The following is a 20,292-nucleotide window of genomic DNA, read 5'->3' as shown; positions in this document are numbered from 1 at the left end:
TTAGAATTACGGTGCGCACTCAAGTGCACCGTAAATAATATCCTTCGGAGATGAATGATGGGGATCAATCTTGAACAGATGTCGCGTAAAGACCTTTTGGCATTGCGTGACGATGTCGAAAAAGCCTTGGTAGGAGCAGAAAAACGCGAGCGCCGTGAGGCTTTGAAAGCCGCAGAAAAGGCTGCCGCGGAATTCGGATACTCGCTGTCCGAGCTTTCAGGCGACGCACCCCGCGCATCCAAGAACACGAAAACAAAAGAAAAATACCGCAACCCTGCCAATCCGGAACAAACCTGGACAGGTCGTGGCCGCAAGCCGAAATGGGTGCATGACGCGTTGCAGGCGGGTGCCGATATTTCCGATCTTGAAATCTGATCGGGGCGGAACAAACAATGACAATTCATATCGGCGCTGAAAAAGGTGAAATTGCAGAAACCGTTCTATTACCCGGAGATCCTTATCGGGCGAAATGGGCGGCCGAGACGTTTTTGGACGATGTGAAGCAAGTCAATAACGTTCGGGGGATGCTTGGGTTTACCGGAAATTGGAAGGGAAATCCTGTAACGATACAGGGTAGCGGCATGGGAATGCCCTCGCTTTCCATTTACGTAAACGAGTTAATTTGCGATTACGGCGCAAAAACCCTGATCCGAATTGGGTCGTGTGGCGGAATGCAGGAAAGCGCAAAAATTCGAGACGTCATTCTGGCAATGACGTCAACAACGCTGAGTACGCCGTCACGCGGTATCATGAAAGAACTGAACTTTGCACCCTGCGCCGATTGGAGTTTGTTGCAGGCGGCCGCAAAGGCGGCGGCTGCCAAAGCAACCCCTACCCATGTCGGCGGGATTTATTCTTCGGACGTTTTCTATGATGAGCGCCCGGACCTGAATGAACAGATGGTGCGCCACGGGATTCTCGGCGTCGAAATGGAGGCGGCCGAGCTCTATATCCTTGCAGCGCGCCACAAATGCCGTGCTCTGGCAGTTCTCACCGTTTCCGATCACCTTCTAACGGGAGAGGCTCTGCCATCCTCGGAACGTGAAAGCAGCTTTGGAGACATGGTGGAAATCGCGCTACAGGCCGCATTTCCGAGCAGCTGACAATGATGTAGTTGCCCGCTGAACCTAGCGCCCGTGCGTGCGATCATAGCCATTGCGCGCCGGGCTTTCCCAGCCATCCAGGTCTGTGACCGTCGCGGCAAATGTTTCGACCAACAAGGGAAAACACGCGGCTGTGTCCGAGGAATGTTCGGAGGAACAATCCCCACCCGGACAAGCGCTGAGATTGCCCAGCAGATCGATCTCAGCAAAGAACTCCAGATAGTCGCCGGGGCGAACGGGCGATGCTTTCATGAAATACTGACCTGTATCCCGAGTGAAACCGGTACACATGAAGACGTTCAGAACGTCGTGCACCACAGGTTCGGCCTCATCCATCGGAATACTCAGATGATCCGCCAGCGCGCGGGTCAGGTTGGAATGACAACAGTGGTGATACTGCGTGCCGGACAGCAAATTGCCCGTATATGGATCACAACGCGTGCCGATTACGTCATGAACCGATCCCCCGTATGCATCGATCCCGTACCATTCCAGTGTATCCGCTATGATCGTGGCCATCGGGCGCAGATGTGGGAAACTGGACCACATCCGCTCTCCGGTGGTCAGGTGCGTGCCATGCAAAGCCCGCGTTTTTCCGGAATAAAAGCGCTCGGATAAATCATTGCGGTTCCACAGGTTCAAATCGCCAACCTGCGGGCCTTCAACCGATGTGATGCGAAAGAAATGCCCGGCAGGTACATCAAAACAGCACGCCTCACGCGGAGGAACCAGGACTTCGCCGGTTTTGACTGCCCGTTGGCGTACAGATCTCATCCAGGGCAAATCTGGTCGCGGCAAGGCATCGTTCGGATAACAAATAACAGGGGCGACCGAACGACGGGCTTCGGCATCTTCGGGGGGGCGGGCAGTATTCTCAGAACCAGTCATGGCGTGCAGAGTGGCGGATTCTCTGGCTCGCGAAAAGCCCTATTCTCAACCATCACTTGCCTTCAGGCATCGCATAGGTTGGTCCGTCGCAGCGATTTCCGCTCCACAATAGTTGCACCGCCAGATGCCATGACGTCTGTCCTGTCGCCAGCGACAATCACGTGTCAGCGTTGAATGGCGCGAGCGCCAGAAAAAATAGGCGAACACTCCGGCAACCAACAAAAGCAGAAGAACAGGCATTCCTCTGCTTTGCCGATTGACCGAAGTTTTTCAAGGGCTGTCGTATTGGATCAGGCCGCGTTTGCGTATTCGAACAGCTCGGGCTCTTTGTCGGCTTTAACCGGTTCCGGCGTGTAGTAGGCCCATGCCTGCTCCAGCAGTTTCAGCGCCTCTTTAGCGTCGATTTTTTGTTTGGATGTGTTTGCATTCATTGGAGTGATCCTGACTCGAACTCATCACTCCTCCCTGACCAAAAAATAAGGCAATGCAGCCGGGGCCACATCGCCTTATTTTGCAAGATCGACATGCGTTTACCGCAATTCGGTGCAGGTTATTATACCGCGCGTTCGACCATCATCTTTTTAATCTCGGCAATCGCCTTGGCCGGGTTCAAACCTTTGGGGCAGGTCTTGGCACAGTTCATGATGGTGTGGCAGCGATAGAGCTTGAACGGATCTTCCAACTCGTCCAGACGCTCACCCGTGGCCTCATCCCGGCTGTCGATGATCCAGCGATATGCGTGCAACAGAGCAGCAGGGCCGAGATACCGGTCGCCGTTCCACCAGTAGCTCGGGCACGAGGTCGAGCAGCTGGCGCACATCACACACTCATAGAGACCATCCAGCTTTTTCCGATCTTCGATCGACTGCTTCCATTCCTTTGCAGGACGGTTGGTCTTGGTTTCCAGCCACGGCATGATCGACGCATGCTGGGCATAGAAATGGGTCAGATCAGGGATAAGGTCCTTGACCACAGGCATATGCGGCAGCGGATAGATTTTCACGTCGCCCTTGATCTCATCCATGCCATAGATACAGGCCAGCGTGTTGATCCCGTCAATATTCATCGCGCACGAGCCGCAGATGCCTTCACGGCATGACCGGCGAAATGTCAGGGTCGGGTCGATTTCGTTCTTGATCTTGATCAGCGCGTCCAAAACCATCGGCCCGCACGTGTCCATATCGACAAAGTAGGTATCGACACGGGGGTTCTGTCCGTCATCCGGGTTCCAGCGATAGATCTGGAACTTTCGCACATTGGTCGCGCCATCCGGCTTTGGCCAAGTCTTGCCGGTGATAATCCGGGAATTTTTGGGCAGGGTCAGTTGAACCATGTCAATTCTCCATTCAGCACAAGGCCGCCTTTCAGCCTGTCCGGGCGCGCTGAGACGCCCCTCGGTTATAATGCCCCCAATGGGCGATGTTCACGTCAAAATCCGACGCGAGCCAGTCCGCAACGCGTTGCGGATCGTCACAGTCGATATCAAAGCGCAGGAAGCGCGGGTTGCCGTCGAAATAGGCTTCTACTTCGGCATGGTGCACATCATACATATGTGCCCAGCCGTGTTTCACTTCATCGGCCGTTTGTCCATTGGCCTTGCAGCATCGCTCAAGGTACCTACCGCCGGAATGGTTGGCACGGGATGCGATCCAGTCATCGCGATTGCGCGTGTTCAGCAAGAAAAAGGCGTCCGGGTAAGCCGCATGCAATTCACGGAAGAAACGCGCCCCGTCCAGCATGAAGCGTGAGCTGACGAAAGCGATGTCGGTGAAGGCCCGCACCGCTCCGAACCCGTCCAGTGGTCGTCGCCCCATGGCTATGTTGGTCAACATGCGGTGCGCAAGGTTTCGGCCCTGGTCATCTTCCCAATGAACTGACGGTATCCCGCTGTTCTGGAACAGCCTGTGAAACGAGGTCGTTGCACAGCGGTTCAGCCCGATCAGGATGATCTTGGGATAGCCTGAACCGGATTGCAGGACCTCGACCGTCATGACAAGCACCGGACGCGGACCGACCACTGGCCAATGGCCATTGCGGTTTTCGTGGGTATTTGGCGCTTGCTCACCATTGCCTGCTGTCCGAGCCTTTTAGAACGTACGTGCCTTGGGTGCGATTTTCTTCAGGCTGATGCCACCTTCCTCTTCGGTCGTCAGCGGATCGACGATCACGGGACGATAGCTGAGCTCAACCTTGTTGCCTTCGACCCGACTAACCGTGTGAACACGCCAGTTTTCGTCATCACGTGCAGAGAAATCCTCGTGCGCGTGGGCACCACGGGATTCCTTGCGCGCCTCTGCGCCGACGATCGTGGCCAGCGCGTTAGGCATCAGGTTGGTCAGTTCCAGCGTTTCCATCAGGTCACTGTTCCAGACCAGCGACCGGTCTGTGACTTTCAGATCGTCCATCTTCGCAGCGATTGCCGTCATCTTCTCGACGCCTTCGGCCATGGTCTTGGCGGTACGGAACACGGCAGCATCCGCCTGCATGGTTTTCTGCATCTCAAGCCGCAACTCGGCGGTCGGGATGGAACCGCTAGCGTTGCGCACCGCGTCGAACCGGTCAAAGGCCTTATCGACCGATGCCTGGTTCAGAACCGGGTTCGCAGCTTCAGGATTCACGACTTTGCCTGCCCGGATCGCCGCCGCGCGGCCAAAGACCACAAGGTCAATCAGCGAGTTCGAGCCCAAGCGGTTCGCGCCGTGGACCGAGGCGCAACCGGCTTCGCCCACTGCCATGAGGCCCGGAACCACAGCTGTCGGGTTCTCGGCCGTTGGGTTCAGAACTTCACCCCAATAGTTTGTGGGGATACCGCCCATGTTATAGTGCACGGTTGGCAGAACCGGGATCGGTTCCTTGGTGACATCCACGCCGGCAAAGATCTTGGCGCTTTCCGAGATGCCGGGCAGACGTTCTGCCAAAGCTTCGGCTGGGAGGTGACTGAGGTTCAGGTGAATATGATCCCCTTCCGCACCGACACCACGGCCTTCGCGGATTTCCAAGGTCATCGAGCGCGAGACGTAATCGCGCGGTGCGAGGTCCTTGTACTGGGGGGCGTAACGCTCCATGAACCGTTCACCTTCCGAGTTGGTCAGGTAACCGCCCTCGCCACGCGCGCCTTCGGTGATCAGGCAGCCCGATCCGTAGATGCCGGTCGGGTGGAACTGAACGAACTCCATATCCTGCAGCGCCAAGCCCGCGCGGGCCACCATACCGCCACCGTCACCGGTGCAGGTATGGGCCGAGGTCGCGCTGAAATAGGCGCGGCCATACCCGCCGGTCGCCAGCACAACCATCTTGGCATTGAAGACATGCATCGTGCCATCGTCCAGCTTCCAGCAGACAACACCCTGACACTGGCCGTCATCGGACATGATCAGGTCGATGGCGAAGTATTCGATATAAAACTCGGCATTGTTCTTCAGCGACTGGCCATACAGCGTATGAAGGATCGCGTGGCCGGTCCTGTCCGCAGCGGCACAGGTGCGCTGGACTGCCGGGCCTTCGCCGAATTCAGTGGTGTGACCACCAAACGGGCGTTGATAGATCTTACCCTCTTCGGTTCGGCTGAACGGAACGCCATAGTGCTCCAGTTCGTAAACAGCCTTGGGCGCTTCCCGAGCTAGGTATTCCATCGCATCGGTATCGCCCAGCCAATCCGAGCCTTTCACAGTGTCGTACATGTGCCACTGCCAGTGGTCGGGCCCCATGTTTGACAACGACGCGGCGATACCGCCCTGAGCGGCCACAGTATGCGAACGGGTTGGGAAAACCTTGGTTACGCAAGCCGTGCGAAGACCCTGTTCCGCCATACCCAGTGTTGCCCGCAGACCGGCCCCACCGGCACCGACAACGACCACGTCATATTCATGCGTTTCGTATTCGTATGCAGCCATTTCTTTCAGCTCCGGGAATTAAAGGGCAATGCGAGCGACGGCAAAGATGCCAGCCGCAGCCGCGCCATAAGACAAGCAGGTCAACAGAATGATCAGGACCTTTTCAAGCGTGCCGTGAACATAATCTTCAAGCATCACCTGCGCACCGTCCGCGAAGTGTTTGAAGCCAACCGCCAGCGTCAGTGCTGCCACGATGGCAGGGAAAGGTCGCGAGTAGTAGTCGAGAACGACCTCGAATGGCTGGCCCAGGATCGGGCCAAAGGTGAATACAAACAACGGCACAAGGATCAGCAAAGCAACCGAGCTGACTTTCATCGCCCAGAAATGGGCAGTACCGGATTTCGCCGAGCCAAGTCCAGCGGCGCGTTTGCGGTCGGTCAGATAACGCATGTCAGGCCTCCAATCACGCGACGAGGACAAGGGTCAGAAGGGTCAAGACGACCGATCCGATAACAACAGCCCAACCCATTTTGGTCGCTGTCGGAATATCCAGACCAACTGCATTGTCCCAGATCAGATGCCGCACACCGGCCAGCGTGTGATACCAGAGCCCCCAAACGGACAGCGCCATCACAAGGTCTCCAAGCATCGAGGTTATTACCCCATTCGCTACGGCAAAGGCCTCGGGCGAGGTTGCAGCGGCCAGAAACCACCAGACGATCAACAGAGCTGCGAGCAGAAGGGCGTTACCGGTGATGCGCGTCAGGATGGACGTGATCGACGTCAGCTGCGGGCGATAAATCGACAGATGCGGCGAAAGTGGGCGATTGCCCCGATTTACATCGGCCATGGCGGCTCCTTTTCGGTTGGCTACCGAACGTTTTACTGGTTTTTGCGACACTGTCACGTGCTGCGAGTGCAAAAACCATCAAATTGCGCTCAATTATACGGATAATTCAATTATGTGATCACACAAAATAATCTCGTGATCACATATCACATTCCGCACTGTCAATGTTAGCGTTTTCAAGGCCGAAGAGATGTGATCACGAATCTCTCAAGCCGTCATTTCAGGTCTGCCGTTTGCTGCGTCACTTCGCGCAGCAGTTTTCGACGAATTCGTTCCGGGTAATCCGCGAACCCGGTGGCAGAAACGACAAAGGCACCTTCGCCCACGATGACATTCTCAAAGAAATATGCCGTCAGGTCCGGTTCGCTTTCCTCAATAGCCAGCGCGTTGACAACGATTCCCTCGGCGCGCAGGGCCGCATGTACCCGTGTAGGTTCAATCCCTTCATTGGACACACCGTCCCCTGAAAGGTCAATCAGATGCCGTCGGCAGTCGGAAACCGAATCAAATGAACTCAGGGTCATTTGAAGCGCCTCGCCGATTGCCGTCGAAAAATTCCGCCAGATGCGCGGATCGGCGGCGACCCGGTCTGCAAACTGATCCAGCGTGGCAAAGCTATCGATACGGGTCCAGGGGATAGTGATCCGCTGGCGCGATGAGCCGGTCCACTGCACCAGCATCAGCCGCGCCTGCCCCCGCACCAGTGCCTCGGACACGATCGGGTCGCGCAAACCTGCGGCCAACCCATCCATCTGGATGCGATATTCGCTGCTATCGACCGAACCAGAAACGTCCACAGCCAAAGCCAAGGCCAGATCGCAGGCCTGAGCCGCAGGTGCCAGAGTGACGCTGGCCAATATCGCGCGTAGCAGGTTCATTGTGCGAACCTATCACGCCTTGCAAGCCGTGGCGTCACATATCCGTCAGATCACCTATTTGGGCATCAATGCCCAATAGTCGAGATCCAGAAGAACATCTGGCAGGTACCGCCCTTCTTCGTTCTTCAGCTTGAACGGATCACCGCCCTTGGTCGCGACCAGACGCAATCGCACAGCGCCTATGCCGGGAACCCCGGTTTCCGCTTTGTCCAAAACTTCGGACCATGCCTTGATCGTATCACCCGCAAAACAAGGGTTAGCATGGGCGCCACCATTCAAGCCGACAATCATCTGCGCATTTGCAAGGCCATTGAAGGAAAATGCCCGCGCCATCGAGATTACATGCCCACCGTAAATGAGCCGCCCTTCCGGACGGAACGTCAGGTCGTAATGCACCTTGGCGGTGTTCTGCCACAAACGTGTGGCCAGCATATGCTCGGCCTCTTCCACGGTGACACCGTCCACATGATCGATGGTTTCACCGACCTCATAATCGCCCCAGCGGTGCGCCTCGCCCGCGAGGGCAAAATCGTAGTTTGCAAAATCGAGCCCTTCCGGCACGATCAGGTCCTGCGGATCAAGCACAGCCTTCAAATCGGGAACAACCGTCTCGGGCGCGGGTGCATCCATGTTTGCCTTGCGCACCATGACCCAGCGCACATATTCAAGAACCACCTCGTCCAACTGGTTCAACCCGCGGGTACGAACCCAGACAACACCAGTTTTTCCGTTGGAATTCTGCTTCAGGCCGATAACCTCTGATACGGATCGCAGCGTATCGCCGGCAAAAACAGGTTTCAGCCAACGACCTTCGGCATAGCCCAGATTGGCAACCGCGTTCAGAGAAACATCAGGCACGGTCTTGCCGAACACGATGTGGAACGCGGCCAGATCATCTATCGGGCTTTCCGGCAACCCACAGTCCCGGGCAAATTCATCCGAGGAGTAAAGCGCGTGACGTGCGGGATAGAGCGCGTGATACAAGCCGCGCTCTCCCTCGGTCACGGTGCGAGGTACTGCATGCTGCAACACCTGCCCGACAGAATAGTCCTCGAAAAATCGGCCCGGATTTGTTTTTGCCATTACTGCTGTCCCAGTTTCATGTCGGGGGAATAGTCGGCCTCGACCTCTTTGGTCACGGCCTGCGCGCAACGCATTACGTTGCCGTTGGCATCAAAGGCGTAAGCCGGGTCGCCATACAGCTCCCATCCCTTTGACAGGGCGTCGGACACCTTGTGACAGAAGGCCGAAGTGTCTTCTTCGGTCAGCAAGCGATAAAGCTTCGACATCAAATCAAATCCTTATGAGCCGAACGGAGATGGGCCAACCAGCCCATGGATGTACCCGATAATTCCCATCAGAACGATCGAAGCCACAACGAACATCGCATCCTTGCCGTAAGTGCCAGGCTCTGCCGGGGTCCACTCAGGTTCAGACTTGTTGATTACAATGACTTCGACCACCGCCCATGCCAGAAGGCCACCAAACAGGATGATCGAGGCCAGATCGCCGTTCACCAACAGGTGCGCAAAAGCCCACAGTTTGAACCCGCCGAGCATCGGGTGGCGCAGCTTGTTCAGAAGCCGGCCTTTTGTGCCCGCAGGACTCATCAAATAAATCGCGATCAAAACCAACAGGTTGTTGACGTGAATCAGAAAGGTCGGCGGCGCCCAAACGTGGATGAAGTCGGTCATGCGATACCCGAAGATCATCAGAAGGATCGACGCGACCAAAGCCAGGGCAACAGCGCCTTTACCCGCGTCACCCATTGCGGCACGGCGTTCAGGTGCCACACGTTTGAACAGATGCGCCCCCCACCACAGCGCCACACCCAAGATCAGAAGAACAAAGCCCATGCTGGCCTACCCCGCTTGCAAAGCTAATATCGCCTCTGCTTTTGCCAGAATTTCGCGGGCAGTTACAACGTGCAGATTTTCGACAATCTTGCCATCGACAACGGCGACCCCTTGGCCAAGGGCCTCGGTCTCTTCAAAGGCCGAGATCTGGCGGCGAGCCAGGTCGATCTCATCATCCGATGGCGCGAAGGCGGTATTTGCCACTTCGACCTGGGCCGGGTGGATCAGCGTTTTGCCATCAAAGCCCATATCGCGGCCTTGCGCACATTCGAACGCCAGACCTTCGACATCCTTGAAGGCGTTGTAAACACCGTCGATGATGATCAGCCCTTCGGCCTTGGCAGCCAACAAGCACAGCCCTAACGAGGTCATCATCGGCAGGCGATCTGGGCGGAAGCGGGTTTGCAGCTCTTTCGCCAGATCATTTGTTCCCATCACGAATCCGGCCATCAGCGGATGCGCGGCGATTTCTGCTGCGTTCAGCATTCCACGCGGGGTTTCCATCATAGCCCAGATCGGCAAATCTCCGGTGATCGCAGCCAGCGCGTCTACGTCAGCCGCCGAATTCACTTTAGGCAACAGGACAACGTCGGCATCCATTTCGCGCACAGCCTCGGCATCCGCACGGCCCCATTCGGTGTCTAACCCGTTGATCCGAACAATCTTGACGCGTGATCCGTACCCTCCGGCAGCCAAAGCCGCCTTGAGCGTTTCGCGCGCATTGTCCTTTTCGTCGGCTGCGACCGCATCTTCCAGATCAAATATGATTGCATCTACCGGCAGAGTGCGGGCCTTTTCCAAAGCCCGGTCCCGGGACCCGGGGATATAGAGAACCGAACGATAGGGGCGCTGACGAGGATCCATGGACCACTCCCATTGAAATAAAGTTGCGCGGAATGGGGCATTTTTTACCGGAAAGTTCAAGCCCAAAATTGCCGCACCGCAGCAAACACGACGCAACGTGCTTTGCCTTAACTGAATTTCGGCCCCTGCGCGGCACCCTGACCGGCAGAGGGAACCGAAAGGATTCGGGATGCGAAAGACAATGTTCAAGATGACGATGGGACTAGGGATCATGGTACTTGCGGCACAACAGGTACAGGCCCAGGGGCAAAACTGCGCACCGCGAGAGGATGTGCTGGAAAGGTTGACCGACACTTATGGCGAAACGCGCAGGGGCTTTGGTCTGGCCCAGCAAGGCGCGGTCATGGAACTTTTCGCCTCAACTCAAAGCGGCAGCTGGACCATCACGGTGACCTTGCCCAACGGGGTCACCTGCCTCGTCGCTTCGGGGCAAGCTTTTGAGGCTGTAGCCGAAGCGCTGCCCCCGAACGCCTGATCAGGTAAGTGCGTCCCAGATCAGCTTACCGCCGGTGAGGGTCAGCAGCACATAGGCAATTCCAAAGAACAGGCGTTCGGACAACATGAAATGTGCACGGACGCCCAGCCAGGCACCGAGAACAGCAAACGGTGTTAACAGCATATCGGCCCATGCCGTCTGCCACGTGAACATGCCAAGATAAGCGTAGGGTACAAACTTCGCGATATTAATCACCCAGAAGACCAATACTGTACTGGCTTGAAACTCGGTCTTGGTCAGCCGTTGGGACAACAGGTAAACGGCAGCCGGAGGGCCTCCGGCATGGCTGACAAAGCTGGTGAATCCCGCGACCAGCCCTGCAAACAGGCCAGCGGAGGGCGGCAACCGTCTGGCAAACCCGCGCACCCAGCCTTTTGACTGTGCGATGTGCCAGATCACGAACCCGACCGAGATGCCGCCTATCAACAGGCGCAGCAGGTCATCATCCGTTGAACGGTAGAGCCATGCCCCCATTGCCACACCGGGTACAGCACCCAGGATCAGCAGGCGCGCATCCCCCCAGTTCCACCGCTTCCAATAAGGGCCCAAAGTGGCCACATCGATCACCATCAGAATCGGCAGCATCAGGGCCAGGGCCTGCCCGGGCGTTAGGATCAAGGCCAGAATCGATGATGACGCAAAGGCCACGCCCGAGCCGAAACCACCCTTCGAGATACCCGCAAAAATCACCGCCGGGATCGCCACTGCAAAAAACATCAGGTTCAATTCAAACATGCACCGGTCCCGGTTTTGGCTTGTCTCAAAGGCCCTTTAGCGCAACCACATAGGGTCTCGCAAACGGTATGCGGTTGTATGCCACGTCGCAGAACTCTTGCCTAATGCCGTTTTAACGACTAGCACAGCCGCGATTTCAAAACCGACCGGAGATATTCCAAATGGCCAGACCCAAGATTGCGCTGATCGGCGCGGGGAACATCGGCGGCACGCTTGCGCATCTTGCAGCTGTCAAAGAACTGGGTGACGTTGTCCTGTTTGACATCGCTGACGGGTTGCCACAGGGCAAGGCGCTTGACATCGCCGAATCCGGCCCGTCCGAAGGCTTTGACGCCTCGATGAAAGGCACCAGCGACTATGCCGATATCGCCGGCGCGGATGTCTGCATCGTGACCGCAGGCGTAGCCCGCAAACCGGGCATGAGCCGCGATGACCTGCTGGGCATCAACCTGAAAGTCATGAAGTCGGTCGGCGAAGGTATCGCAGCACATGCGCCCGATGCGTTCGTGATCTGCATCACCAACCCGCTGGACGCGATGGTCTGGGCGCTGCGCGAATTCTCGGGCCTGCCGCATAACAAAGTCTGCGGCATGGCTGGCGTGCTGGATTCAGCACGTTTCGCGCATTTCCTGTCGGAAGAGTTCAACGTCTCGATGCGCGATGTGACCGCGTTCGTATTGGGCGGCCACGGCGACACCATGGTACCATCAGTTCGTTATTCGACCGTTGCTGGTATCCCTCTGCCTGATCTGGTTGAAATGGGCTGGACCTCGCAAGAAAAGCTGGACGCCATCGTACAGCGCACCCGTGATGGTGGCGCCGAAATCGTAGGCCTGCTGAAAACCGGATCGGCTTATTACGCGCCCGCCACCTCGGCGATCGAAATGACCGAAGCCTATCTGAAAGACCAAAAGCGTGTTCTGCCTTGTGCGGCGTACTGCAGCGGTGAGTTGGGCGTTAACGGCCTTTATGTCGGGGTGCCGACAGTCATTGGCGCAGGCGGCGTCGAGCGCATCGTTAACATCAAGCTGAACGAAGACGAGCAAGCCGGTTTCGACAATTCGGTCAACGCCGTGAAAGGCCTGATCGAGGCGTGCAAAGGCATCGACAGCTCGTTGGCGTAAAACTGCCAGACAATCCGAATTTGAGGCCGGCCCAATTATGGGCCGGTTTTCATTTTCCACCGCGGACCCCGGCCGCATATGTTGGCGCAAACGTCGCAAATCCCTTTTTTCGAATGTGATTTCAAAAAACTGTGCAGGAATATCGAATCAATCGATGGCACTTGAATTTTTGTGATCACACCCTAAAAACCCGTGATCACAAATGTTGAAAATCTTCGACAATTTCCCGTCTCAGGTCAAAAAACCCTTTAAATTTGCCCGCTAGACACGCCTATAACGGTTAAACGCAGTCAGACGGGACAATTTCGATGAACATTCACGAATATCAGGCCAAGGCTCTTCTTCGCAGCTACGGCGCTCCGGTCTCCGATGGTCGCGCCGTGCTGCGCGCCGAGGAAGCCAAAACCGCAGCCGGTGAACTGGATGGGCCGCTTTGGGTCGTCAAGGCGCAGATACACGCGGGCGGCCGCGGCAAAGGATCCTTCAAAGAGGCCGATGCAGGTGAAAAGGGCGGTGTCCGTCTGACGAAGTCGGTCGAAGAAGCGGCCGAAGAAGCCAAGAAGATGCTGGGTCGCACTCTGGTCACCCATCAGACGGGTCCGGCAGGCAAGCAGGTCAATCGCATCTATATCGAAGCCGGTTCCGGCATCGAGCGTGAACTGTACCTGGCCCTGCTGGTAGATCGTCAGACCAGCCGTATCTCGTTTGTCTGCTCGACGGAAGGCGGTATGGACATCGAAGAGGTTGCTGCCGCGACGCCCGAGAAAATCCTGTCCTTCTCGGTTGACCCGGCCACCGGTTACCAACCCTACCACGGCCGCCGCATTGCGTTTTCGCTGGGTTTGGAGGGCGCGCAGGTCAAGCAATGTGTCAGGCTTATGGGCATCCTCTACAAGGCCTTCGTCGAGAAGGATATGGAGATGCTGGAGATTAACCCACTGATCGTATCCGACAGTAGCGACCTGAAAGTGCTGGATGCCAAGGTTGGCTTTGACGGCAATGCGGTCTACCGCCACCCGGATATCGCCGAACTGCGCGACACGACCGAGGAAGATCCCAAGGAACTGGAAGCCAGCAAATACGACCTGAACTACATCGCACTGGATGGTGAGATCGGCTGCATGGTGAACGGTGCCGGTCTGGCGATGGCTACGATGGACATCATCAAACTGTATGGTGCCGAACCTGCCAACTTCCTCGACGTGGGTGGCGGTGCAACCAAAGAGAAGGTGACCGAGGCATTCAAGATCATCACCTCGGACCCGCAGGTCAAAGGCATTCTGGTCAATATCTTCGGCGGCATCATGCGCTGTGACGTCATCGCCGAGGGCGTGGTGGCTGCGGTGAAAGAGGTCGGTCTGCAGGTTCCGCTTGTCGTGCGACTGGAAGGCACCAATGTCGAGAAAGGCAAAGAAATCATCAACAACTCGGGTCTGGACGTGATCGCGGCGGACAACCTGAAAGACGGTGCCGAGAAGATCGTCAAGGCGGTTAAGGGGTAAGCAAGTTGCTGTGGAGTGGGCTACAGGCCGACCCCACGGCAACTACAATCCAACTTTATCCATTTCACGCGGGAAATCGAAAGAAACAATCGATCTGATGTCCATCCCCATCTTCCTCATAGGCCTAGAACGCGCCACCGGGCGGGCGCGTTTGATGGCGCAGGAGCTGCAAAAGGCAGGCCTGTCGGCAACGCGCATCAACGCTGTTGATTGCGACGCCGCCACCCGTGAGGAATTCCTGCGTGAATGCCGGTCTGAGGGACCTTGGGGCTATTTCCATACCAAGGACATGGCCTGCACTCTTAGCCACGCCAAAGCGTGGGAGGCCGTTGTCGCCTCTGGCGCGGAACAGGCCTTGATCCTTGAGGATGATGTTTTCCTGTCGCCAGAACTGGCGGATTGGTTGAACGATGCATCCTGGTGGCCAGAGGATGCCGATATCGTGCGGTTCGAACGCTGGCGCAGTACAAAGCTATACCTCGCACTTGAGCGCAAAAGCTCATCCCATCTGGGTCGGGAACTGCGCCTGATGCACTCACGCCACCCCGGAGGTGCAGCATATGCGTTGACCCGGCAAGCGGCAGAACACTTTCTGGCGCAAAAGCCCTATGACATCACGCTGGATGGCCTGTTGTTCAACCCGTCAGCCTCGCCTGCGGCGCGTCAGGTCAATGTCTATCAGGTGGTCCCCGCGATGGTCGAGCAAGGCAACGAAGCGCCGGGCGAAATCCAGATGGGTGCCCCCCGCGAACGCCCTACGGGGTGGCCGCTGGTCCGACAAAAAATCAGGCGCGGTATCGCCGAAATCAGCAGTGGCCTGCGCACGATGGCCAACCTGGCCCTTGGTCGCGCCACGCTTCAGAAAATTACCTATGCGCCGCAGGTTCTTCCAGCGGCAGAACCCTATCAATCCAACACCGCCTAGAGAAAGGGACAAAATGGCAGTCCTCATCGACGAAAACACCAAAGTGATCTGTCAGGGCTTTACCGGCTCGCAAGGTACATTCCACAGCGAACAGGCCATTGCCTATGGCACCAAGATGGTTGGCGGCGTAACCCCGGGCAAAGGCGGGATGGAGCATCTGGGCCTGCCCGTGTTCAACTCGGTCCACGAGGCAAAGCACGTGACCGAAGCCAACGCATCGGTGATCTACGTACCGCCACCATTCGCGGCGGACTCGATCCTCGAAGCGATTGATGCCGAGATGGAAGTGATTGTCTGCATCACCGAAGGTATCCCGGTTCTGGATATGATGAAGGTGAAACGCGCGCTGGAAGGCAGTAAGTCGCGCCTGATCGGCCCGAACTGCCCCGGTGTCATCACGCCTGACGCCTGCAAGATCGGCATCATGCCCGGCCATATTCACAAACGCGGGAGCGTGGGTGTCGTTTCCCGCTCGGGTACGCTTACTTATGAAGCCGTGAAACAGACAACGGATGTAGGACTGGGCCAGTCCACCTGTGTGGGCATTGGCGGCGACCCGATCAAAGGGACTGAACATATCGACGTGCTGGAATGGTTCCTGGCAGATGACGAAACCACGTCGATTATCATGATTGGCGAGATCGGCGGCTCGGCCGAGGAAGAGGCCGCACAGTTCCTGGCAGATGAGGCCAAGAAAGGCCGCAAAAAGCCGGTTGCAGGCTTCATCGCAGGCCGCACAGCCCCTCCGGGCCGCCGCATGGGCCACGCAGGTGCCATCGTCGCCGGTGGCAAAGGCGGTGCCGAGGACAAGATCGAAGCCATGCGCTCGGCCGGTATCGTCGTGGCCGAAAGCCCGGCGCAGCTGGGTGAGGCTGTACTGGAAGCGATTGGGTAAGCGCGATGGCGCACCATAGCATAGGCTTTGCGGAGCGGGGGAAGAAGTTCCCTCGTTTTCGGCATGTTTTGGCCTTTCTTCTTGGTGGCCTGTACTCCGCCTCAATAGCTAGTGCGACCGCGTCGCCTGACTTCTCCAAGCCAACAAAGGACGTAATCGAACTTTGCACTTGGTCGACCGAGAATAGCGCAACTGTTGCGAAAGAGTTTTATGCAAGAGGGTGGATGCCTTTCCGAGCACCCTTCACTGACAAAATGCTGAATATTGTCGCGGACGGATATTTACTGCCTGCATTTACCTACAAGGATCACAACCCGCTAGAGTTGGATCTAGAAACTGGAGTGTCTATCGGAATTCTCGATCACGTAAACGCAATTTCTGAAGGGGCAGAATTAGGCTACTATGAAGTGTTGTGGACGGACCAAGACTCTATCGCATTTTTGTTGCTGTCTGACCGCAAAGGCGGCACTGCTTCCGGCGAAAGTTTGGGTTGTAACTATTCCAGTACTTCGACCGATGACACTAAAAAAATAAGAGATGCAATCTGGGCATTTAACATCAAGGACCTAGGCGAAACTCGCGAACGTGGGTATGGTCCGTCTAGGTACCTTTCGGCGACAACTTGGGGATACACATCTGGCCAAACCAACGTAAACGCGCAGGATTTGGACCGGGAGCCTGTCGAACTGACAAATCGCCCACTTCGAGAACCCGATCTGGGTGCCGGCCCCGCAAAAATTAGATTTTGGAGATTTGACGAAGTGGAGTTCAACGAGGCCTTCGGCAGAACGCCTCATACCGCCTTAACTCTGGACATAAGGCGTCGCACAATAAGGCAAAAGCCATGACCTTCTCTGACGCCATCCGCACCTGTTTCTCCAAGTTCTTCACCTTCTCAGGGCGTGCCTCTCGGCCCGAATACTGGTTCTTTTTCCTGTTCATCGTGATCTGGAGCATCCTTGCCGGGATCATCGATGCGCAGTTCTTCACTCAAGTTGCAGTGACCGAAACCGAAACATCCAAATCCGTGTCGGCCACGTCCTCGCAACCGGTGCAGGGCATCGTCAGCCTGATCGTCTTCTTTCCCCATCTGGCAGTTGCTTTCCGGCGGATGCACGATACCGGTCGCAGCGGGCTGTATGCTCTGCTGCCGATCCTGTTGATCCTTGGCGCCGGAGCTGTGCTCGTTTTCGGTATCGGCTTGGCCTCTCATTTCCAGCATGGCGGCAGGCTAGATATCCTGTTCACCCGCGCCACGTTGCTCATCGTTCTTCCGACACTACTGGTACTGGTGGTGTCGCCCCTCCTGGTTCTATGGTGGCTGACACGCCCCAGCCAGCCAGGCACCAATCAATACGGTCCCAACCCAACAGAGGTAGCCCTATGACCGAACATTCGCCCAATTCCGCCTTTCATGCCTCAAGCTTCATGCAGGGGCATAATGCCGAATATCTGGAGCAGCTTTATGCGCAATACACAAAGAACCCCGGTGCGGTGGATGCCGCATGGGGCGCGTTCTTTGATGCCATGGGCGATGATGCCCCCGATGTTCAACGCGAAGCCGAAGGCCCGTCCTGGGCGCGCACCGACTGGCCGCCGATGCCAGCAGACGACCTGACTGGTGCGCTGACTGGTGAATGGGCCGAGATTGACGCCAAAGCGGCGGGCAAGAAGATCAAGGACAAGGCGGCTGAAAAAGGGGCTGAGGTCAGCGACGACCAGATCAAACGCGCCGTGCTGGACAGTTTGCGAGCACTGATGCTGATCCGGGCCTATCGCATCCGGGGCCATCTGGCCGCGGATCTGGACCCGCTGGGCATGCGCGCTGCCAGCACCCATCCTGAGCTGGACCCGAAGACTTACGGTTTCACCGATGCCGACATGGATCGCCCGATCTTTATCGACAACGTGCTGGGATTACAGGTCGCTTCGATGCGGCAGATCGTTGAGATCGTGAAACGCACATATTGCGGCACCTTTGCGCTGCAATACATGCATATCTCGAACCCGGAAGAGGCCGCGTGGCTGAAGGAGCGGATCGAGGGCTATGGCAAGGAAATCGCGTTCACCAAGGAAGGCCGCAAGGCGATCCTGAACAAGATGGTCGAGGCCGAGGGCTTTGAGAAGTTCCTGCACGTCAAGTACATGGGCACCAAGCGCTTCGGTCTGGACGGTGGCGAGGCGCTAATCCCGGCGATGGAACAGATCATCAAGCGCGGTGGCGCGCTTGGCCTCAGTGACATCGTCATCGGGATGCCGCACCGGGGTCGCCTGAACATTCTGGCCAACGTGATGGGCAAGCCTTATCGCGCGATTTTCAACGAATTCCAGGGCGGTAGCTTCAAGCCAGAGGACGTGGACGGCTCTGGCGATGTGAAATATCACCTCGGCGCCTCCAGCGATCGCGAATTCGATGGCAACAGTGTGCATCTGTCATTGACCGCCAACCCCTCTCACCTTGAGGCGGTAAACCCGGTAGTTCTGGGTAAGGTTCGCGCCAAGCAAGACCAACTGGGCGACACGGACCGTACCAGGGTCATGGCGATATTGCTGCACGGTGACGCGGCCTTTGCCGGTCAGGGTGTTGTGGCCGAGGGCTTTGGCCTGTCCGGCCTGAAAGGGCACAGAACCGGCGGCACCATGCACATCGTGGTCAACAACCAGATCGGGTTCACTACCGCGCCGCATTTCAGCCGCTCGAGCCCCTATCCCACCGATATCGCGCTGATGGTCGAGGCCCCGATCTTCCATGTGAACGGCGACGACCCCGAGGCGGTAGTTCACGCCGCGAAGGTGGCGACCGAGTTCCGCCAGAAGTTCCATAAAGACGTGGTTCTGGACATCTTCTGCTATCGCCGGTTTGGCCATAACGAGGGCGACGAGCCCATGTTCACCAACCCGATCATGTACAAGAAGATCAAAACCCATAAGACAACGCTTTCCTTGTATACCGAGCGACTGGTCAAGGACGGGCTGATCCCCGAGGGTGAGATCGAAGATATGAAGGCCGCCTTTCAGGCCCATCTGAACGACGAATTCGAGGCCGGGAAGGACTATAAACCCAACAAGGCCGACTGGCTGGATGGGCGCTGGTCGCATCTGGACAGGAACAAGGATGATTATGTCCGGGGTGAAACAGCGATCTCGGCAGAGACACTGGCGGAAATCGGAGCCGCGCTGACCAAGGCTCCTGACGATTTCGCAATGCACAAAACCGTTGAGCGGTTGCTGGAACATAAGAAACAAATGTTCGAGACCGGTGCAGGCTTCGACTGGGCCACGGGCGAGGCACTGGCGTTTGGCTCGTTGCTGACCGAGGGATACCCCGTGCGTCTGGCCGGACAGGATGCAACACGGGGCACGTTCAGCCAGCGACACTCTGGGTTTGTTCATCAGGAAACCGAAGAACGGTATTACCCGCTTAACAACATCCGTGCCGGGCAATCCCAATACGATGTCATTGATTCGATGCTGTCGGAATACGCGGTGCTGGGTTTCGAATACGGCTATTCGCTGGCAGAACCGAACGCTCTGGTTCTGTGGGAGGCGCAGTTCGGCGACTTTGCCAACGGTGCGCAGATCATGTTCGATCAGTTCATCAGCTCGGGTGAAAGCAAGTGGCTGCGGATGTCCGGTCTGGTCACACTGCTGCCGCATGGCTTTGAAGGGCAAGGCCCAGAACACTCGTCAGCGCGTTTGGAACGGTTCCTGCAAATGTGCGGTCAGGACAACTGGATCGTGGCGAATTGTACGACACCCGCGAACTATTTCCACATCCTGCGCCGTCAGTTGCACCGGACCTTCCGGAAACCACTGATCCTAGTGACGCCGAAGTCGCTGTTGCGTCACAAGCTGGCCGTCAGCACGGCGGATGACTTCACCACAGGCTCCAGCTTCCACCGGGTGCTGTGGGATGACGCGCAAAAAGGCAACTCTGACACCAAGCTGGTGGCCGATGACAAGATCAAGCGCGTCGTCATGTGTTCCGGCAAGGTCTATTTCGACCTGTTGGAGGAACGCGATGCGCGTGGCATCGACGACATCTACCTGATGCGGATCGAACAATTCTATCCGTTCCCGGCACATTCACTGATCAACGAACTCGAACGGTTCAAGAATGCCGAGATGGTCTGGTGTCAGGAAGAGCCCAAGAACCAAGGTGCGTGGACCTTTATTGAACCCAACATTGAATGGGTCCTGTCCCGTATCGATGCAAAACACACGCGCCCGACCTATGCCGGTCGCGCCACATCGGCCTCGCCCGCAACGGGGCTGGCCAGCCAACACAAAGCCCAACAAGAAGCGCTGGTAAACGAAGCGCTGAGCATTGAAGGAAAGTAAGC

At 56.9% G+C, this 20,292-nt stretch carries 23 protein-coding genes; 10 read left to right on the top strand and 13 right to left on the bottom strand.

What is annotated here, in order from left to right:
• The first annotated feature begins 57 nt into the window (after nucleotides 1-57).
• Nucleotides 58-375 carry an H-NS histone family protein gene (locus AC2FLU_RS03100; protein ID WP_480494290.1) on the top strand — a complete coding sequence of 106 codons (318 nt, stop codon included), beginning with the start codon at nucleotides 58-60 and terminating at the stop codon, nucleotides 373-375.
• Nucleotides 376-392: 17 nt separating this feature from the next.
• Nucleotides 393-1,103 (top strand): purine-nucleoside phosphorylase, encoded by a 711-nt coding sequence (deoD, locus tag AC2FLU_RS03095; protein ID WP_496808303.1) that lies wholly within the window; start codon nucleotides 393-395, stop codon nucleotides 1,101-1,103.
• 24 nt (nucleotides 1,104-1,127) lie between these two features.
• On the opposite strand, the gene AC2FLU_RS03090 is transcribed toward deoD, so the two are convergent.
• The 12 genes from AC2FLU_RS03090 to AC2FLU_RS03035 all read right to left on the bottom strand — a co-directional run bounded on the left by AC2FLU_RS03090 (nucleotide 1,128) and on the right by AC2FLU_RS03035 (nucleotide 10,272).
• On the bottom strand, nucleotides 1,128-1,991 hold the full coding sequence (locus AC2FLU_RS03090) for an urea carboxylase-associated family protein (protein WP_480518457.1): 864 nt from the start codon (nucleotides 1,989-1,991) through the stop codon (nucleotides 1,128-1,130).
• 290 nt (nucleotides 1,992-2,281) lie between these two features.
• A complete protein-coding gene (locus AC2FLU_RS03085; RefSeq protein ID WP_267363816.1) occupies nucleotides 2,282-2,422 on the bottom strand; it encodes a hypothetical protein in 141 nt (46 codons plus the stop codon).
• A gap of 122 nt (nucleotides 2,423-2,544) precedes the next feature.
• Nucleotides 2,545-3,324 carry a succinate dehydrogenase iron-sulfur subunit gene (locus AC2FLU_RS03080; protein ID WP_117870326.1) on the bottom strand — a complete coding sequence of 260 codons (780 nt, stop codon included), beginning with the start codon at nucleotides 3,322-3,324 and terminating at the stop codon, nucleotides 2,545-2,547.
• Between the two features lie 31 nt (nucleotides 3,325-3,355).
• Nucleotides 3,356-3,982 carry a sulfotransferase gene (locus AC2FLU_RS03075; protein WP_480622917.1) on the bottom strand — a complete coding sequence of 209 codons (627 nt, stop codon included), beginning with the start codon at nucleotides 3,980-3,982 and terminating at the stop codon, nucleotides 3,356-3,358.
• A gap of 96 nt (nucleotides 3,983-4,078) precedes the next feature.
• A complete protein-coding gene (gene sdhA, locus AC2FLU_RS03070; protein ID WP_496808304.1) occupies nucleotides 4,079-5,884 on the bottom strand; it encodes a succinate dehydrogenase flavoprotein subunit in 1,806 nt (601 codons plus the stop codon).
• An 18-nt stretch (nucleotides 5,885-5,902) separates the two neighbouring features.
• Nucleotides 5,903-6,274, bottom strand: coding sequence for a succinate dehydrogenase, hydrophobic membrane anchor protein (gene sdhD / locus AC2FLU_RS03065; protein ID WP_480475100.1), 372 nt, complete (start codon nucleotides 6,272-6,274; stop codon nucleotides 5,903-5,905).
• Nucleotides 6,275-6,287: 13 nt separating this feature from the next.
• Nucleotides 6,288-6,674 (bottom strand): succinate dehydrogenase, cytochrome b556 subunit, encoded by a 387-nt coding sequence (sdhC, locus tag AC2FLU_RS03060; protein ID WP_480475098.1) that lies wholly within the window; start codon nucleotides 6,672-6,674, stop codon nucleotides 6,288-6,290.
• Nucleotides 6,675-6,889: 215 nt separating this feature from the next.
• Nucleotides 6,890-7,552, bottom strand: coding sequence for a DUF1194 domain-containing protein (locus AC2FLU_RS03055; protein ID WP_480475096.1), 663 nt, complete (start codon nucleotides 7,550-7,552; stop codon nucleotides 6,890-6,892).
• Nucleotides 7,553-7,606: 54 nt separating this feature from the next.
• Complete coding sequence (locus AC2FLU_RS03050) at nucleotides 7,607-8,635, bottom strand: MaoC family dehydratase (RefSeq protein ID WP_480518447.1); 1,029 nt, start codon at nucleotides 8,633-8,635, stop codon at nucleotides 7,607-7,609.
• On the bottom strand, nucleotides 8,635-8,841 hold the full coding sequence (locus AC2FLU_RS03045; RefSeq protein ID WP_209506521.1) for a DUF1737 domain-containing protein: 207 nt from the start codon (nucleotides 8,839-8,841) through the stop codon (nucleotides 8,635-8,637). Before AC2FLU_RS03045 ends, AC2FLU_RS03050 begins: the two co-directional genes overlap by 1 nt.
• Nucleotides 8,842-8,853: 12 nt before the next feature.
• The gene (locus tag AC2FLU_RS03040; protein WP_480494302.1) at nucleotides 8,854-9,408 is read right to left on the bottom strand and encodes an NnrU family protein; all 555 of its coding nucleotides are present in this window, start codon (nucleotides 9,406-9,408) and stop codon (nucleotides 8,854-8,856) included.
• Nucleotides 9,409-9,414: 6 nt separating this feature from the next.
• On the bottom strand, nucleotides 9,415-10,272 hold the full coding sequence (locus tag AC2FLU_RS03035) for an HpcH/HpaI aldolase/citrate lyase family protein (protein ID WP_480494304.1): 858 nt from the start codon (nucleotides 10,270-10,272) through the stop codon (nucleotides 9,415-9,417).
• A 169-nt stretch (nucleotides 10,273-10,441) separates the two neighbouring features.
• Here AC2FLU_RS03035 and AC2FLU_RS03030 point away from each other — a divergent pair, with 169 nt between their 5' ends.
• On the top strand, nucleotides 10,442-10,747 hold the full coding sequence (locus AC2FLU_RS03030; protein ID WP_480494306.1) for a hypothetical protein: 306 nt from the start codon (nucleotides 10,442-10,444) through the stop codon (nucleotides 10,745-10,747).
• On the opposite strand, the gene AC2FLU_RS03025 is transcribed toward AC2FLU_RS03030, so the two are convergent.
• Nucleotides 10,748-11,503 carry a sulfite exporter TauE/SafE family protein gene (locus AC2FLU_RS03025; RefSeq protein WP_480475086.1) on the bottom strand — a complete coding sequence of 252 codons (756 nt, stop codon included), beginning with the start codon at nucleotides 11,501-11,503 and terminating at the stop codon, nucleotides 10,748-10,750. It abuts the gene before it with no gap.
• Between the two features lie 161 nt (nucleotides 11,504-11,664).
• Between AC2FLU_RS03025 and mdh the strand changes: the two genes are divergently transcribed.
• The 7 genes from mdh (at nucleotide 11,665) to AC2FLU_RS02990 (ending at nucleotide 20,290) form a co-directional block, all read left to right on the top strand.
• Nucleotides 11,665-12,627, top strand: a complete 963-nt coding sequence (gene mdh / locus AC2FLU_RS03020; protein ID WP_480518443.1) for a malate dehydrogenase — start codon at nucleotides 11,665-11,667, stop codon at nucleotides 12,625-12,627.
• 308 nt (nucleotides 12,628-12,935) lie between these two features.
• Nucleotides 12,936-14,129, top strand: a complete 1,194-nt coding sequence (gene sucC / locus AC2FLU_RS03015; RefSeq protein WP_496808305.1) for an ADP-forming succinate--CoA ligase subunit beta — start codon at nucleotides 12,936-12,938, stop codon at nucleotides 14,127-14,129.
• Between the two features lie 97 nt (nucleotides 14,130-14,226).
• Nucleotides 14,227-15,054, top strand: coding sequence for a glycosyltransferase family 25 protein (locus AC2FLU_RS03010; RefSeq protein WP_496808306.1), 828 nt, complete (start codon nucleotides 14,227-14,229; stop codon nucleotides 15,052-15,054).
• A gap of 13 nt (nucleotides 15,055-15,067) precedes the next feature.
• Nucleotides 15,068-15,949, top strand: a complete 882-nt coding sequence (sucD, locus tag AC2FLU_RS03005) for a succinate--CoA ligase subunit alpha (RefSeq protein ID WP_209506539.1) — start codon at nucleotides 15,068-15,070, stop codon at nucleotides 15,947-15,949.
• Between the two features lie 5 nt (nucleotides 15,950-15,954).
• Nucleotides 15,955-16,797 (top strand): hypothetical protein, encoded by an 843-nt coding sequence (locus AC2FLU_RS03000; RefSeq protein ID WP_496808307.1) that lies wholly within the window; start codon nucleotides 15,955-15,957, stop codon nucleotides 16,795-16,797.
• Nucleotides 16,794-17,336 carry a DUF805 domain-containing protein gene (locus AC2FLU_RS02995; protein WP_480773331.1) on the top strand — a complete coding sequence of 181 codons (543 nt, stop codon included), beginning with the start codon at nucleotides 16,794-16,796 and terminating at the stop codon, nucleotides 17,334-17,336. Before AC2FLU_RS03000 ends, AC2FLU_RS02995 begins: the two co-directional genes overlap by 4 nt.
• Nucleotides 17,333-20,290 (top strand): 2-oxoglutarate dehydrogenase E1 component, encoded by a 2,958-nt coding sequence (locus AC2FLU_RS02990; protein WP_480475078.1) that lies wholly within the window; start codon nucleotides 17,333-17,335, stop codon nucleotides 20,288-20,290. Before AC2FLU_RS02995 ends, AC2FLU_RS02990 begins: the two co-directional genes overlap by 4 nt.
• Nucleotides 20,291-20,292: the final 2 nt, after the last annotated feature.

The organism is Ruegeria sp. SAZD013, from assembly GCF_059612525.1.
This window is presented reverse-complemented; position numbering and strand designations above follow the sequence as displayed.

Excerpts from the sequence above, each read along its gene's own strand:
- AC2FLU_RS03010 (WP_496808306.1), top strand. The coding sequence starts at position 14,227 with ATGTCCATCCCCATCTTCCTCATAGGCCTAGAACGCGCCACCGGGCGG.
- sucD (WP_209506539.1), top strand. The coding sequence starts at position 15,068 with ATGGCAGTCCTCATCGACGAAAACACCAAAGTGATCTGTCAGGGCTTT.
- AC2FLU_RS03040 (WP_480494302.1), bottom strand. The coding sequence starts at position 9,408 with ATGGGCTTTGTTCTTCTGATCTTGGGTGTGGCGCTGTGGTGGGGGGCG.
- AC2FLU_RS02990 (WP_480475078.1), top strand. The coding sequence starts at position 17,333 with ATGACCGAACATTCGCCCAATTCCGCCTTTCATGCCTCAAGCTTCATG.
- AC2FLU_RS03075 (WP_480622917.1), bottom strand. The coding sequence starts at position 3,982 with ATGACGGTCGAGGTCCTGCAATCCGGTTCAGGCTATCCCAAGATCATC.
- AC2FLU_RS03055 (WP_480475096.1), bottom strand. The coding sequence starts at position 7,552 with ATGAACCTGCTACGCGCGATATTGGCCAGCGTCACTCTGGCACCTGCG.
- AC2FLU_RS03080 (WP_117870326.1), bottom strand. The coding sequence starts at position 3,324 with ATGGTTCAACTGACCCTGCCCAAAAATTCCCGGATTATCACCGGCAAG.
- AC2FLU_RS03100 (WP_480494290.1), top strand. The coding sequence starts at position 58 with ATGGGGATCAATCTTGAACAGATGTCGCGTAAAGACCTTTTGGCATTG.
- sdhC (WP_480475098.1), bottom strand. The coding sequence starts at position 6,674 with ATGGCCGATGTAAATCGGGGCAATCGCCCACTTTCGCCGCATCTGTCG.
- AC2FLU_RS03090 (WP_480518457.1), bottom strand. The coding sequence starts at position 1,991 with ATGACTGGTTCTGAGAATACTGCCCGCCCCCCCGAAGATGCCGAAGCC.
- mdh (WP_480518443.1), top strand. The coding sequence starts at position 11,665 with ATGGCCAGACCCAAGATTGCGCTGATCGGCGCGGGGAACATCGGCGGC.
- AC2FLU_RS03000 (WP_496808307.1), top strand. The coding sequence starts at position 15,955 with ATGGCGCACCATAGCATAGGCTTTGCGGAGCGGGGGAAGAAGTTCCCT.
- sucC (WP_496808305.1), top strand. The coding sequence starts at position 12,936 with ATGAACATTCACGAATATCAGGCCAAGGCTCTTCTTCGCAGCTACGGC.
- AC2FLU_RS03030 (WP_480494306.1), top strand. The coding sequence starts at position 10,442 with ATGCGAAAGACAATGTTCAAGATGACGATGGGACTAGGGATCATGGTA.
- AC2FLU_RS03050 (WP_480518447.1), bottom strand. The coding sequence starts at position 8,635 with ATGGCAAAAACAAATCCGGGCCGATTTTTCGAGGACTATTCTGTCGGG.
- AC2FLU_RS03025 (WP_480475086.1), bottom strand. The coding sequence starts at position 11,503 with ATGTTTGAATTGAACCTGATGTTTTTTGCAGTGGCGATCCCGGCGGTG.
- sdhD (WP_480475100.1), bottom strand. The coding sequence starts at position 6,274 with ATGCGTTATCTGACCGACCGCAAACGCGCCGCTGGACTTGGCTCGGCG.
- deoD (WP_496808303.1), top strand. The coding sequence starts at position 393 with ATGACAATTCATATCGGCGCTGAAAAAGGTGAAATTGCAGAAACCGTT.
- sdhA (WP_496808304.1), bottom strand. The coding sequence starts at position 5,884 with ATGGCTGCATACGAATACGAAACGCATGAATATGACGTGGTCGTTGTC.
- AC2FLU_RS03045 (WP_209506521.1), bottom strand. The coding sequence starts at position 8,841 with ATGTCGAAGCTTTATCGCTTGCTGACCGAAGAAGACACTTCGGCCTTC.
- AC2FLU_RS03035 (WP_480494304.1), bottom strand. The coding sequence starts at position 10,272 with ATGGATCCTCGTCAGCGCCCCTATCGTTCGGTTCTCTATATCCCCGGG.
- AC2FLU_RS02995 (WP_480773331.1), top strand. The coding sequence starts at position 16,794 with ATGACCTTCTCTGACGCCATCCGCACCTGTTTCTCCAAGTTCTTCACC.
- AC2FLU_RS03085 (WP_267363816.1), bottom strand. The coding sequence starts at position 2,422 with ATGAATGCAAACACATCCAAACAAAAAATCGACGCTAAAGAGGCGCTG.